This window comes from Pontitalea aquivivens, assembly GCF_046507575.1.
GTDB lineage: Bacteria > Pseudomonadota > Alphaproteobacteria > Rhodobacterales > Rhodobacteraceae > Pontitalea > Pontitalea aquivivens.
Genome location: NZ_JBKFEY010000016.1, coordinates 1 through 13,461, shown reverse-complemented (window position 1 = coordinate 13,461; position 13,461 = coordinate 1). Strand labels below are relative to the sequence as shown.

Genomic DNA, 13,461 nt, shown 5'->3' with positions numbered 1-13,461 from the left:
GCATGGATCGGCTATACATCGGGCCAACAATATCTAGAAGGGCGAGCAAGCCGTGACCGATACGCCAGATACGCCGGACCTGATGGAAGACGGGCCGCAGCGCCCGCATCACGAAGGGCCGACCGTTTCCATCGCGCAAGAGATGAAGACCGCCTATCTCGATTACGCCATGAGCGTGATCGTCAGCCGCGCGATCCCCGATCTGCGCGACGGTCTGAAGCCGGTGCACCGGCGCATCCTGTATGCGATGCACGAAACCGGCAACACCCATGACAAACCCTATCGCAAGTCGGCGCGGCCCGTGGGCGATGTGATGGGCAAGTATCACCCGCATGGCGATGCCGCGATCTATGACGCGCTGGTGCGGATGGCGCAGAACTTTTCCATGAGCCTGCCGCTGCTGGACGGTCAGGGCAACTTCGGGTCCATGGATGGCGACAGCGCGGCTGCGATGCGCTACACCGAGGTGCGGATGGACAAGCCCGCCTCGGCGCTGCTGGCCGACATCGAAAAGGACACCGTCGATTTCCAGGACAATTACGACGGCAAGGACCGCGAACCCACGGTTCTGCCCGCGCGCTTCCCCAACATGCTGGTCAATGGCGCGGGCGGCATCGCGGTGGGCATGGCCACCAACATCCCGCCGCACAACCTGGGCGAGGTGATCGACGCGACGCTGGCGCTGATCGAGACCCCCGATCTGACATCGGAAGGGCTGATGGACCATATCCCCGGCCCCGACTTCCCGACCGGCGCGCAGATCATGGGCCGGGGCGGCGCGCGCAAGGCCTATCTGGAAGGGCGCGGCAGCGTCATCATCCGCGCGAAAACCCGGGTCGAGGAAATCCGCAAGGACCGCTATGCCATCATCGTGGACGAAATCCCCTATCAGGTGAACAAGGCCACGATGATCGAGAAAATCGCGGAACTGGTCCGCGACAAGAAGCTTGAGGGCATTTCCAACATCGCCGACGAATCCGACCGGGTCGGCGTGCGGGTGGTGATCGAGCTGAAGCGCGACGCGACGCCCGATGTGGTGCTGAACCAGCTGTATCGCTTCACGCCGCTGCAGACCTCGTTCGGCTGCAACATGCTGGCGCTGAACGGCGGCCGGCCCGAACAGTTGACGCTGCGCGATTTCCTGGCGCATTTCATCACCTTCCGCGAAGAAGTCGTGGCGCGCCGCACGGCCTATGAACTGCGCAAGGCGCGCGAACGCAGCCATATCCTGTGCGGTCTGGCGGTGGCGGTGTCGAACGTGGATGAGGTCGTGGCGACGATCCGGTCCTCAAAGGACCCGGCCGAGGCGCGCGACCGGCTGATGACGCGGCGCTGGCCCGCCCATGAGATTGCCGATTACATCCGCCTGATCGATGACCCGCTGCACCCGATCAACGCGGATGGCACCTACAACCTGTCGGAAATTCAGGCCCGCGCGATCCTGGACCTGCGGCTGCAGCGCCTGACCGCGATGGGGGTGCAGGAGGTTACCGACGAACTGCAGGAACTGGCCGCGAAGATCCGCGAATATCTGGCGATCCTGGCATCGCGGGAACGGATCATGGCGATCATCGCGGATGAGTTGCGCGAGGTGAAGGCAGCCTATGCCGTGCCGCGCCGGACGGAAATCGTGGACTGGGCGGGCGATCTGGACGACGAAGACCTGATCGAACGCGAGGACATGGTCGTCACCATCACCTCGGGCGGCTATATCAAGCGCACGCCGCTGGCCGAATTCCGCGCGCAGCGCCGCGGCGGCAAGGGCCTGTCGTCGATGGCGACCAAGGAAGACGACGTGGTCACCACGCTGTTCGTGGCCAATACCCATACGCAATTGCTGTTCTTCACCACCGACGGCATGGTCTATAGCCTGAAGTGCTGGCGCCTGCCGCTGGGGTCGCGCACGGCCAAGGGCAAGGCGATCGTGAACATCCTGCCGATCCCGACCGGCGTATCGATCGCGGCGCTGATGCCGGTGGATGCGCCCGAAAGCGAATGGGACAACTACCAGGTGTTCTTCGCCACCTCGGATGGCGATGTACGCCGCAACGCGCTGTCGGATTTCGCCAATGTCAAGCGCAACGGCAAGATCGCGATGAAGCTGCCCGAGGGCGTGACGCTGGTGAACACCCGCATGTGCACCGAGGATGACGATGTGATGCTGGTCACCGCCAATGGCCGCGCGATCCGCTTCCCCGTGACCGAGGTGCGCATCTTCAAGGGCCGCGATTCGACCGGCGTGCGCGGCATCAGGCTGGCGGCGGGCGATGCGGTCGTGTCGATGTCGGTGATCCGCCATTTCGAAGCGACGCCCGAGGAACGCGTGGCCTTCATCCGCATGAAACGCGCGGTGATGGGCGCGACCGAGGATGAGGCGGTCGAAACGGATGACGAGGATACCGTGGCCGAGGCCGGCGCGCTGTCCACCGAACGCTATGCCGAGATGTCGGCGGCCGAGGACCTGATCCTGACGATCACCGTCAAGGGCCAGGGCAAGATTTCGTCCAGCCACGATTATCCGGTGCGCGGGCGCGGTGGCCAGGGTGTGACCGCCTTTGAAAAGTCGATGCGTGGCGGGGCGTTGATCGCCTCGTTCCCGGTGGAACTGTCGGATCAGGTGATGCTGGCCACCTCGACCGGCCAGTCGATCCGCTGCCCCGTAGAGCAGATTTCCTTCCGTTCGCGGTCGGCGGGCGGGGTAAAGGTGTTCGATACCGGTGCGGGCGAAGAGGTGGTTTCGGTCGCCCGGATCGCCGATCAGGGCGAGGAAGACGCCTGAGGACGCGACATCCGAAAAGCCGCGAAGGGGGGCGCTGCCCCCCTCGGGCTGCGCCCTCACCCCCCGGGATATTTGGGCAAATCCGAAGGGATTAAGGCTTTTTCAATACGGGCATGGTCTGCTGCCGGGCGGAGGTGACCATGAACCTGTATCACTGCATGATCGAGCTGAAATCGGACGCCAGGGCGCTGGCTTTTTCCGCGGCGGTGGAGGCCTGGATGGGCCTGCTGCAGGATCGCGGGCTGATCCGCGGCTGGCGGCTGTTGCGGCGCAAGCTGGGGCTGGCGGCGGATGGCCAGGCCGACTTCCTGCTGGAACTGGAGGTGGACAGCATGGCGGCGCTGGATGCGGCCTTTACCGCGATCGGACGGGTGGATGATGTGGCCGCCCATCGATACGACCAGATGCACGGCATGATCGCACGCGCCGAGGTGGGGCTTTACCGCCCCTTCCCCGACCCGGAACGGCGCGAAAGGATCGCGCTGATCTGATTGCGCAGACCGGGCCGGGGCGCTATCTAACCGGCATGGAAACGCTTCATATCATCGGCGGCGGCATGGCCGGATCCGAAGCTGCCTGGCAGGCGGCCGAGGCGGGCGTGCGCGTCGTTCTGCACGAGATGCGCCCGAAGGTGGAAACCTTTGCGCATCGCACGGGAAATTACGCGGAAATGGTCTGCTCGAATTCGTTCCGGTCGGACGATGATGAGCGCAATGCCGTAGGTCTTTTGCATTGGGAAATGCGCGCGGCGGATGGCTTGCTGATGCGCATGGCGCAGGCGCATCGGCTGCCGGCGGGCGGTGCGCTGGCGGTGGACCGCGATGCCTTTTCCGATGCGGTGACGGCGGCCCTGCGCGCCCATCCCGGGATTTCCTTTTCGCATGAAGAGGTTACAGAGCTTCCCGCCGATGGCCACTGGATCATTGCGACCGGGCCGCTGACCTCGGGGGCGCTGGCCGAAAGCATCCGGGCCGAAACCGGGGCGGAAAGCCTGGCCTTTTTCGATGCGATCGCGCCGATCGTCTATGCCGAGACGATCGACATGACCATCGCCTGGCGCCAGAGCCGCTATGACAAGGGCGAGACCGAGGAAGAACAGCGCGCCTATATCAATTGTCCCATGACGCGCGATCAGTATGAGGCATTCATCGATGCGCTTCTGGCCGCCGAAAAAACCGAGTTCCATGAGGGGGAAACAGCGGGCTATTTCGATGGCTGCCTGCCGATCGAGGTGATGGCCGAACGCGGGCGTGAAACCCTGCGCCATGGGCCGATGAAACCGGTGGGGCTGACCAATGCGCATGATCCGGCCACCAAGCCCTATGCCGTGGTGCAGCTGCGCCGCGACAATGCGCTGGGCACGCTGTATAATATCGTCGGTTTCCAGACCAAGATGAAATATGGCGCGCAAACCCATGTTTTCCGGATGATTCCGGGGCTTGAAAATGCGTCCTTCGCGCGCCTGGGCGGGATTCATCGCAATACGTTCATCAACTCGCCCAGGCTTCTGGATGACCGGATGCGGTTGAAATCACGGCCCAACATTCGCTTTGCCGGTCAGATCACCGGGGTGGAAGGCTATGTCGAAAGCGCCGCGATGGGCCTGCTGGCGGGCCGCATGGCCGCCGCCGCGATCCAGGGGCGCGATCTGCCGCCACCGCCGCCCGAAACCGCGATGGGCAGCCTGGTCCACCACATCACCGGCGGGGCCGAGGCCAAGACCTTCCAGCCGATGAACGTGAATTTCGGCCTGTTCCCGCCGATCGATGCCAAGGGCGGGCGCAGGGGCCGGAAGGATCGCTACAAAGCCTATACAGACCGCGCGAAAGATATTTTTTCCCAATGGCTTGCGGATCAATGACAAGGTGATCACGCGGTTCGCGCCTTCGCCCACGGGGCCGCTGCATCTGGGCCATGCCTATAGTGCGATGCTGGCCCATGACATGGCCCGGTCGGCGGGTGGCCGGTTTCTGCTGCGGATCGAGGATATCGATCAGAGCCGCGCCCGCGCGCAATGGGAAGCGCAGATCCTTGATGATCTGCACTGGCTGGGGTTGCGCTGGGAATACCCCGTGATGCGCCAATCCGATCGCCTGAACATCTATCGTCAAGCCCTTGATGATCTTTGGAAACGCGATCTGGTCTATGCCTGTTCCTGCAGCCGGCGCGATATTGAGGCGGCCGCCACCGCCCCGCAGGAAGGTGTCACACTTGGCCCCGATGGCATCGTCTATCCCGGCACCTGCCGCAAAACGGGCCGCCGCCGGTCGGGGCAGCCGCTGCCCGATGCGCCGCTGCGGCTGGACATGGCCCAGGCGACCACAGAGCCGGTCGAATTCCTGGAAACCGGCCCGGATCACGCGGGGCTTGTCCGGGTAACGGCACAGACGCTGATCACCCGCGTCGGCGATGTCGTGCTGGCGCGGCGTGACATGGGAACATCCTACCATCTGTCGGTGGTGCTGGATGACGCCGCGCAGGGGGTGACGCATGTGGTACGCGGCGCCGATCTGTTCGAGGCGACGCAGATCCATGTCGTACTTCAGAAATTGCTTCAGCTTCCAACGCCAATCTACCACCACCACAAGCTTATTCGTGATGAACACGGAAGGCGCCTGGCCAAGCGTGACGATGCGCGGGCCATTGCCGCCTATCGCGCCGAAGGGGCCACGCCGCAGGATATCCGGCGTATGGTCGGCCTGCCGGTCACCGGCAACTGATCATGGGGCCTTACAGCGGTTTCAGGATCTCGACCTCATCGCCCGCGCGCAGGGCGGTGTAAAAGCAGGATCTGCGGTTGGTGTGGCAGGCCGGGCCTTCCTGATCCACCAGCAACAACAGGCAGTCGCGGTCGCAGTCGATGCGCATCTCGCGCAGCGTCTGCACATGACCCGAGCTTTCGCCCTTGGCCCAGAACGCCTGGCGCGAGCGCGACCAATAGGTGACGCGACCCGTGGCCAGGGTGCGCGCGATGCTTTCGGCATTCATCCAGGCCATCATCAGCACCTCGCCCGAAACGGCATCCTGCGCGATCGCCGGGATCAGGCCCTGGGCATCGAATGTCAGCGTGGCGGGATCAAAGGTCATCACGTCTTTCCTTGTGCGGTCATCAGGATTATCTAACGCGGGCATGCACCGGGGAAAAGACATGAGCGACGCCGACCTCATCAAGCTTTATTCGCAGCGCATCCTGGCGCTGGCGGCGGATGTTCCGCATCTGGGCCGCCTGCCCGCGCCCACGCACAGCGCCACCAAGCGCGCGCCGCTGTGCGGGTCGGTGGTGACCGTCGATCTGGTGCTGGACGGGGGGGGGCGCATCGCCGATTACGCCCAAGAGGTGCGGGCCTGCGCGCTGGGTCAGGCCTCGGCCGCGATCTTTGGCGCGGCGGTCGTGGGCTGCACGCCCGACCAGGTGGCCCGGCTGCGCGATGAACTTGCCGCGATGCTGAAAGAGGCTGGCCCCACCCCCCAGCCGCCCTTTGACGGGTATGAGGCACTGCGCCCCGCACGCGACTATGCCAACCGTCACGCTTCAATCCTGCTGGCGCCCGACGCCACGCTTGCGGCACTGGCCACGCAGCCCTGACCAGGCCAGCGGCCCCCAGGAAACAGGACCCCGCGAAAAGAACCGCCGCGCATCGCAAGGATGGCGGCGGACAGTCTGCGCTTTCCAGGGGACAGGCGGCCACAGGCATGGCCGAAAGCGCAAGGCAGAACGGGTCAGAAAAAGCTGGGCAGGTGCAGGCCCACGACCAGCATCACAATCAGCGACAGCGCGCCAAGCGCATCCATCACCAGGGTATCGGCACTGCGCGACAGGGCGGAACGGATTTCGGTGGCCATCATGGTCTCCTCTGATCTGTTGTTGCTATTTTGTTCTCATTTTTTCCGCCCGCTGTAAAGAACTTTTTAAGAACAAGTGAGAACAAAGCATTAACCGACGGTGATAAGGCGAATCGCGCGGTCCTGCTCCATCAACCACAGCAGACAGCGCACGGCGGCCCCGCGCGGCCCCTGCAGGCCGGGATCCGCGGTCAAAAGCGCCCGCGCATCGCTTTGCGCCACCGCCATCAGCCCCGCCTGACGTTCCAGATCGGCGATGCGGAACCGCGGCAGCCCGGATTGCGCCGTTCCGATCAGATCGCCCGCCCCGCGCATCGCCAGATCCTCTTCGGCAATGCGAAACCCGTCCTCGGTGTCGCGCAGGATCTGCAACCGACGCTCGCCCGTATCGCTTAACGGGGGCTTGTACATCAGCAGACAGGTCGAATCCGCCGCCCCGCGCCCCACCCGGCCGCGCAACTGATGCAACTGCGCCAGACCAAAGGTTTCCGCCCGTTCAATCACCATGATCGAGGCATTGGGCACGTTCACCCCCACCTCGATCACCGTCGTCGCCACCAGAACCCGGGTCCGGCCCGCGACGAAATCGGCCATTGCGGCATCCTTGTCGGCCGGCGGCATCTGGCCATGCACCAGCCCCACGATCCCCTCGCCCAGGGCCGCGCGCAGGCTGCGAAAGCGGTCCTCGGCCGAGATCAGATCGACCAGTTCGCTTTCCTCGACCAGCGGGCAGACCCAATAGGCCTGCCGCCCCTCGGCCACGGCGCGGCGCAGATGGTCCACAACCTCCTCCAGCCGCGTGTCGGATACCAGCGCGGTACGCACCGGCTTGCGCCCCGGGGGCTTTTCATCCAGCAGGCTGACATCCATGTCGCCATATTGCGCCAGGCTGAGCGAACGCGGGATCGGCGTGGCCGTCATCACCAGCACATCCGCCGCCTGCCCCTTGGCGCCCAGTTCCATCCGCTGCGCCACGCCAAAACGGTGCTGTTCATCCACCACCGCAAGGCGCAGGTCATGAAATTGCACGTCCTTCTGAAACACCGCATGGGTGCCGACCAGAACCTGAATCCCCCCCGCGGCCAGATCGGCCAGCTTCGCCACCCGTTCCGCCCCCTTGTCGCGCCCGGTCAAAAGCGCCAGCCGCACGCCCGCCGCCGCGGCCAGAGGCGCCAGACTGTCCAGATGCTGGCGCGCCAGGATCTCGGTCGGGGCCATCATCACGCCCTGACCGCCCGCCTCAACCGCGACCAGCAGCGCCAGAAAGGCCACCAGCGTCTTGCCCGCGCCCACGTCGCCCTGCAACAGCCGGTTCATCCGGCGGTCTGTTGCCATGTCGTCCGCGATTTCGGCAATCGCGCGGCGCTGTGCGCCCGTTGGCTCATATGGAAGGGATTTCAATACCTTGCCAGACAATAGTCCAGTGGCCTTGCTGGGCCGGCCCTTGCCCCGGCGCAGCGTCTGGCGGGCCAGGGCCAGGGTCAGCTGATGCGCGAACAGCTCATCATAGGCCAGCCGCGCCCGCGCCGGTGCCGTGGGCGCCAGATCGGCAGGGCCTTCGGGGGCATGGGCCGCGCGCACCGCCGCATCCCAATCGGGCCAGTTCTCGCGCGCCTTCAGGCTGGGGTCGATCCATTCGGGCAGATCGGGCAGCCGCGTCAGCGCGCCCGCCACCGCCTTGGCCACCAACCGCTGCGTCAGCCCCGCGCTAAGTGGATAGACCGGTTCGAACCGCGGCAGGCTGGCCGCATCTTCGGGGCGCAGGATGTGATCGGGATGCACGATCTGGGCAAGGCCATCAAAGATTTCCAGCTTGCCCGACACGATCCGCCGTTCGCCCGTGGGCAGCTGTTTTTGCAGCGCCTCGCCACGGGCGTGGAAAAACACCAACTGGAAATCGCTGGCCGCATCACGCACCATCACCCGGGTTGGCCCGCCCTTGCGTCGGGCGGGCAGATGCGGCCCGACGGTCACCTCGACCGTCACCACCGCGCCGGGCAGCGCCTCGCGGATCGAGGCGACGGGCTGCCGGTCGATCACCGAATGTGGTAGCAAAAACAACAGGTCACGCGGACGTTCGGCGCCCAGCTGGGCAAAGGCGCGCGCGCTTTTCTCGCCCACGCCCGACAGCGTTTCCAGCCCCGCGAACAGCGGAAACAGAACCGGCGGACGGCCCGCCGGCGCCACGGGGACGCCGCTCATGCGCCCCCCGCGATCTGCATCCATTCGTCCTCATCGATGACGCGCACGCCCAGATCCGCGGCCTTCTTCGCCTTGGACCCGGCCCCGGGCCCCGCGATCAGCAGATCGGTGCGCGCGGAAACCGTGCCCGCAACCCTGGCCCCCAGCGCCTCGGCCCGGGCCTTGGCCTCGGCCCGGGTCATCCGTTCCAGCGTGCCGGTAAACACCACCGTCAGCCCGGCCACCGGGCTGTCGGCCGCCACGCGCCGCTGGGCATCCAGGACCTCCAGCGCCGCCACAAGCCGGTCGATCGAGGCGCGTTCGGCCCCCTGATGGAATGTGCTGACAACCGATGTCGCCAGCGTCGCGCCGACGCCGTCGATCGCCATCAACTCTTCCCATTCCGGGCCCGCGCCGATGGTTGCCTGGGTCATGGCCTGTTCGAAGGCCGCCCAGCTGGTGTAATGGTTGGCCAAAAGCGCCGCGCCGGTTTCGCCAACATGACGGATACCAAGCGCGAAGATCAGCCGTGATAACGGTATTTTCCGTTTTTGATCAATCGCTTCAAAAAGGTTCTGGGCAGATTTTTCACCCCAGCCCTCGCGGTTCTTCAGCTGTTGCAGGCCCTGTCCATACCGCGCGCGCAGCGTGAATATGTCAGCCGGTTCCCGGATCCAGCCATCGCGGTAAAACGCCTCGACCTGCCGGGCGCCCAGGCCTTCGATGTCAAAGGCCGCGCGTGACACGAAATGTTTCAGTTTTTCAACAGCTTGTGCGGGACAGATCAGACCGCCTGTACAGCGGCGCACGGCATCGCCCTCCTCCCGGATGGCGTCGGACCCGCATTCAGGGCATTTCGTTGGAAAAACATATTGTTGCGAGTCGTTGTTGCGGCGTGAAAGATCGACATCCGCGACCTTTGGAATGACATCGCCCGCACGATAGACCTGCACCCAGTCGCCTTCGCGGATGTCCTTGCCGTCGCGGATCGCCTGGCCGCGCGAATCACACCCGGCGATGTAATCTTCATTGTGCAGCGTCGCGTTCGACACCACCACACCGCCGACGGTGACCGGGGCCAGACGCGCCACCGGGCTAAGCGCGCCGGTGCGACCCACCTGGATCTCGATCCGTTCCAGCCGCGTCCAGGCCAGTTCGGCGGGGAATTTATGCGCGATCGCCCAACGCGGCGTGGTCGAGCGGAACCCAAGCCTGCGCTGCAGCGCCAGATCGTTCACCTTGCAGACCACGCCGTCAATGTCATAGCCAAGCGCGGCCCGCTGCGCCTCGATCCGCCGATAGTGATCCAGCACCGCGCCCGGCCCCGCGCAGGCGATGGTCAGCGGGTTGGTCTGAAACCCAAGCGCCGCAAGCCGTTCGATCGCGCCGAGCTGGCTGTCAGCAAGCGGCTGGGACAGCGCCCCCCAGCCATAGGCAAAGAACCGCAGCGGCCGCCCGGCGGTCACGCGCGCATCCAGCTGGCGCAAGGACCCGGCGGCGGCATTGCGCGGATTGGCAAAGGGTTTTTCACCCCGCGCAGCCTGGCGCGCGTTCAGCGCCGCAAAATCGGCATGGCTCATGTAAACCTCGCCACGGACCTCCAGCAGGGCGGGCGCCCCGGCAAGGGTCTGCGGAATGTCGGCGATGGTGCGCGCATTGTCGGTGACATTTTCACCCACCTCACCATCCCCGCGCGTCGCCGCCTGCACCAGCCGCCCGCCTTCGTACCGCAACGACAGGGACAGACCGTCGATCTTGGGTTCGGCGGTATAGTCCACGACGATCCCGGCCCCAAGGCCAAGATAGGATTTCACGCGCTGGTCGAAATCCAGAAGATCGTCATCGGAAAAGGCGTTCTCAAGGCTTAACATGCGCACGTCATGCGTTACCTTGCCAAAACCTTCGGCCACTGCCGCGCCGACCTTGCGGCTTGGGCTGTCGGCGCGCGCAAGCGCCGGAAAGCGCGTCTCGATCCCGATCAGCCGACGTTTCAGCGCATCATAATCGGCATCCGAAATCTCGGGTGCGTCCAGCGTGTGATAGGCCGCATTCGCCGCCTCGATCGCGGCAATCAGCCCCGGCAATTCCGCCGCGGCCGCACCTTCATCCAGATCTTCCACCGGGCGCATCTGATCCATCACGTCCCCCTTCCGCTGCCCCGAAGTGATAGGGGCAGGCGCGGGGTCCGTCCAGAGCCTCAGGCACCGATGGCGAGACGCCGCTCCATCTGCTCGGGGTTCGGATCACGCAGCACATAGCCCCGGCCCCAGACGGTTTCGATGTAATTCTCGCCGCCCGTCACCTCGGCCAGCTTCTTGCGCAGCTTGCAGATGAAGACGTCGATAATCTTCAATTCCGGCTCATCCATCCCGCCATACAGGTGATTAAGGAACATTTCCTTGGTCAGCGTCGTGCCCTTGCGCAGGCTGAGCAGTTCCAGCATCTGATATTCCTTGCCGGTCAGATGCACCGGACGGCCATCCACCTCGACCGTTTTGGCGTCAAGGTTGACCGAGACCTTCCCGGTCCGGATCACCGATTGCGCATGGCCCTTGGACCGGCGGATGATCGCATGGATCCGCGCCACCAGTTCCTCGCGGTGGAAGGGCTTGGTCATGTAATCATCGGCGCCAAAGCCGAAACCCTTGATCTTGTTGTCGGTATCATCCGCCCCCGACAGGATCAGGATCGGCGTGTCCACCTTGGCCAGACGCAGCTGGCGCAACACCTCATGTCCGTTCATGTCAGGCAGGTTCAGGTCCAGCAGGATCAGATCGTAATCATAGAGCTTGGCCAGATCGATGCCTTCCTCCCCAAGATCGGTGCAATAGACATTCAGATTGGCATGCGTCAGCATCAATTCGATGCTGCGCGAGGTCGTGGGATCGTCCTCCACCAACAAAATACGCATCTCGGGTTCTCCGCATTAATCTTCTGGTCGGCGCCAGATTTGCATCAACTGGTTAATTACCCGTTACTGTCGCATATTGATCATGTTTTTCAATCTAAAGTTGTCTATATTTCTGAATTGCCGTCACTTTCAGCCCCGCCACGCCGTGCTTTTCGACCGCTTCGGACCAGATCGTGAATTCCTCTTCCGAAAGCTGATAGCGTTCCAGCACTTCGCTTAGGGGAATCAGCCCGAAATTGACCGCACGCACCACAACCGCCTTGCGGCTGGCCACCCAGCGCCGCGTTTCGGCGGGCGGCAGATCGGCGCGGGTCAGGATCGTACCATCAGGCAGCGTTACGGCGCGCGGGCCATCAACTTTTTTCAGATACATGGGCACACCCCCTCAGCTGGATGGGGGCAAGAATGCGCGCGTCACCTTAACGCGCGGTGAAACGCGGGGTTGAGACTGTCTCGCATTTTCCTATATTCCTGCGGGTCTGGTTAAAGGACCGTTAGCAAATGCCCAAGGACTTGCCGCTCAACTCGCTGGGCCTGCCCAAGCGCCCGCAGGATACGCGCGTCGTCGTCGCCATGTCGGGCGGTGTCGACAGTTCGGTCGTGGCCGCCATGCTGGCCGAGGAAGGCTATGACGTGGTCGGCGTCACGCTGCAGCTTTACGATCACGGCGCGGCACTGGCGAAAAAAGGCGCCTGCTGCGCGGGCCAGGACATCCACGATGCCCGCCGCGTCGCCGATGCGATGGGCTTCCCGCATTATGTGCTGGATTACGAAAACACCTTCCGCGAGGCGGTGATCGACGAATTCGCCGATGCCTATCTGGCCGGTGCCACGCCCGTGCCCTGCATCCGCTGCAACGAACGGGTCAAGTTCAAGGACCTGCTGGAAACCGCCAAGGATCTTGAGGCCGACTGCATGGCGACGGGCCATTACATCCAGCGCAAGATGGGCGCAAAGGGCCCCGAGCTGCATTGCGCCGCCGATGCCAACCGTGACCAAAGCTATTTTCTGTTCTCGACCACGCCCGAACAGCTGGCCTTCCTGCGCTTCCCGCTGGGGCATCTGGCGTCAAAGGCCGAAACCCGGGCGCTGGCGGCGAAATACGGGCTGGCTGTGGCCGACAAGCCCGACAGCCAGGACATCTGCTTCGTCCCCAACGGCAATTACGCCGCGGTGATCGAGAAACTGCGCCCCGGCGCGGCCGACCCGGGTGAAATCGTCGACCTTGAGGGCAACGTGCTGGGCAGCCACCGCGGCGTGATCCATTACACCATCGGCCAGCGCCGCGGCCTTGGCATCGGGGGTCTGGGCGATCCGCTCTACGTCGTGAAACTCGACCCCGAGACGCGCCGCGTGATCGTCGGCCCGAAAGAGGCGCTGTCAACCCGCATCATCCCGGTGCGCGAGATCAACTGGCTGGGCGATGCACCCTTCGGCAGCCAGCCCGAATGGCATGTCAGCGTCAAGGTCCGCTCGACCCGCCCCCCGCGCGACGCGATTATCCGCCCGATCTCGGCGACCGAGGCCGAAGTGGAACTGCTAAGCCCCGAAGAAGGCGTCAGCCCAGGCCAGGCCTGCGTGTTCTATGAAACCGGTGGCACCCGCATCCTGGGCGGCGGCTGGATCTGGAAGGGCCGCTGATCCTTCTTCTTCGGTGAAATACTCCGGGGGTGGGGGGGGGGGGCCCCCCCCCCCGCCCCCCCGGGCCGCGGGGGGGGGGGGGGGGGGCGCCCCCCCCCCCGCGGGG

12 protein-coding genes are annotated in these 13,461 nt (G+C 64.7%); 6 read left to right on the top strand and 6 right to left on the bottom strand.

Annotated features, from left to right (window positions below; all coding sequences use genetic code 11):
* Positions 1 to 52: 52 nt before the first annotated feature.
* From gyrA to gluQRS, 4 genes are all read left to right on the top strand, one after another.
* Entirely contained in the window at positions 53 to 2,779 is a 2,727-nt protein-coding gene (gene gyrA / locus ACK8OU_RS14580) for a DNA gyrase subunit A (protein WP_410304154.1), read from the top strand.
* Between the two features lie 140 nt (positions 2,780 to 2,919).
* On the top strand, positions 2,920 to 3,270 hold the full coding sequence (locus ACK8OU_RS14575) for a DUF6614 family protein (protein ID WP_410304153.1): 351 nt from the start codon (positions 2,920 to 2,922) through the stop codon (positions 3,268 to 3,270).
* Between the two features lie 35 nt (positions 3,271 to 3,305).
* Entirely contained in the window at positions 3,306 to 4,640 is a 1,335-nt protein-coding gene (trmFO, locus tag ACK8OU_RS14570) for a methylenetetrahydrofolate--tRNA-(uracil(54)-C(5))-methyltransferase (FADH(2)-oxidizing) TrmFO (protein ID WP_410304152.1), read from the top strand.
* A 4-nt stretch (positions 4,641 to 4,644) separates the two neighbouring features.
* Positions 4,645 to 5,499, top strand: a complete 855-nt coding sequence (gene gluQRS / locus ACK8OU_RS14565; protein ID WP_410304151.1) for a tRNA glutamyl-Q(34) synthetase GluQRS — start codon at positions 4,645 to 4,647, stop codon at positions 5,497 to 5,499.
* Positions 5,500 to 5,509: 10 nt separating this feature from the next.
* On the opposite strand, the gene hisI is transcribed toward gluQRS, so the two are convergent.
* A complete protein-coding gene (hisI, locus tag ACK8OU_RS14560) occupies positions 5,510 to 5,866 on the bottom strand; it encodes a phosphoribosyl-AMP cyclohydrolase (protein ID WP_410304150.1) in 357 nt (118 codons plus the stop codon).
* Positions 5,867 to 5,927: 61 nt separating this feature from the next.
* Here hisI and ACK8OU_RS14555 point away from each other — a divergent pair, with 61 nt between their 5' ends.
* Positions 5,928 to 6,365, top strand: coding sequence for an iron-sulfur cluster assembly scaffold protein (locus tag ACK8OU_RS14555; RefSeq protein ID WP_410304149.1), 438 nt, complete (start codon positions 5,928 to 5,930; stop codon positions 6,363 to 6,365).
* A gap of 134 nt (positions 6,366 to 6,499) precedes the next feature.
* On the opposite strand, the gene ACK8OU_RS14550 is transcribed toward ACK8OU_RS14555, so the two are convergent.
* The 5 genes from ACK8OU_RS14550 to sciP form a co-directional block, all read right to left on the bottom strand.
* The gene (locus tag ACK8OU_RS14550; RefSeq protein WP_410304148.1) at positions 6,500 to 6,622 is read right to left on the bottom strand and encodes a hypothetical protein; all 123 of its coding nucleotides are present in this window, start codon (positions 6,620 to 6,622) and stop codon (positions 6,500 to 6,502) included.
* Between the two features lie 90 nt (positions 6,623 to 6,712).
* On the bottom strand, positions 6,713 to 8,824 hold the full coding sequence (gene recG / locus ACK8OU_RS14545; protein ID WP_410304147.1) for an ATP-dependent DNA helicase RecG: 2,112 nt from the start codon (positions 8,822 to 8,824) through the stop codon (positions 6,713 to 6,715).
* Entirely contained in the window at positions 8,821 to 10,941 is a 2,121-nt protein-coding gene (ligA, locus tag ACK8OU_RS14540) for an NAD-dependent DNA ligase LigA (protein ID WP_410304146.1), read from the bottom strand. Before ligA ends, recG begins: the two co-directional genes overlap by 4 nt.
* A gap of 59 nt (positions 10,942 to 11,000) precedes the next feature.
* The gene (ctrA, locus tag ACK8OU_RS14535; RefSeq protein ID WP_410304145.1) at positions 11,001 to 11,714 is read right to left on the bottom strand and encodes a response regulator transcription factor CtrA; all 714 of its coding nucleotides are present in this window, start codon (positions 11,712 to 11,714) and stop codon (positions 11,001 to 11,003) included.
* 94 nt (positions 11,715 to 11,808) lie between these two features.
* Complete coding sequence (gene sciP, locus ACK8OU_RS14530) at positions 11,809 to 12,087, bottom strand: CtrA inhibitor SciP (RefSeq protein WP_410304144.1); 279 nt, start codon at positions 12,085 to 12,087, stop codon at positions 11,809 to 11,811.
* A 128-nt stretch (positions 12,088 to 12,215) separates the two neighbouring features.
* Here sciP and mnmA point away from each other — a divergent pair, with 128 nt between their 5' ends.
* A complete protein-coding gene (gene mnmA / locus ACK8OU_RS14525) occupies positions 12,216 to 13,355 on the top strand; it encodes a tRNA 2-thiouridine(34) synthase MnmA (protein WP_410304143.1) in 1,140 nt (379 codons plus the stop codon).
* Positions 13,356 to 13,461 lie beyond the last annotated feature (106 nt).

Coding starts and splice junctions, on each gene's coding strand:
- mnmA (WP_410304143.1), top strand. CDS start 12,216: ATGCCCAAGGACTTGCCGCTCAACTCGCTGGGCCTGCCCAAGCGCCCG.
- trmFO (WP_410304152.1), top strand. CDS start 3,306: ATGGAAACGCTTCATATCATCGGCGGCGGCATGGCCGGATCCGAAGCT.
- ACK8OU_RS14575 (WP_410304153.1), top strand. CDS start 2,920: ATGAACCTGTATCACTGCATGATCGAGCTGAAATCGGACGCCAGGGCG.
- ACK8OU_RS14550 (WP_410304148.1), bottom strand. CDS start 6,622: ATGGCCACCGAAATCCGTTCCGCCCTGTCGCGCAGTGCCGATACCCTG.
- ligA (WP_410304146.1), bottom strand. CDS start 10,941: ATGGATCAGATGCGCCCGGTGGAAGATCTGGATGAAGGTGCGGCCGCG.
- ctrA (WP_410304145.1), bottom strand. CDS start 11,714: ATGCGTATTTTGTTGGTGGAGGACGATCCCACGACCTCGCGCAGCATC.
- sciP (WP_410304144.1), bottom strand. CDS start 12,087: ATGTATCTGAAAAAAGTTGATGGCCCGCGCGCCGTAACGCTGCCTGAT.
- hisI (WP_410304150.1), bottom strand. CDS start 5,866: ATGACCTTTGATCCCGCCACGCTGACATTCGATGCCCAGGGCCTGATC.
- recG (WP_410304147.1), bottom strand. CDS start 8,824: ATGAGCGGCGTCCCCGTGGCGCCGGCGGGCCGTCCGCCGGTTCTGTTT.
- ACK8OU_RS14555 (WP_410304149.1), top strand. CDS start 5,928: ATGAGCGACGCCGACCTCATCAAGCTTTATTCGCAGCGCATCCTGGCG.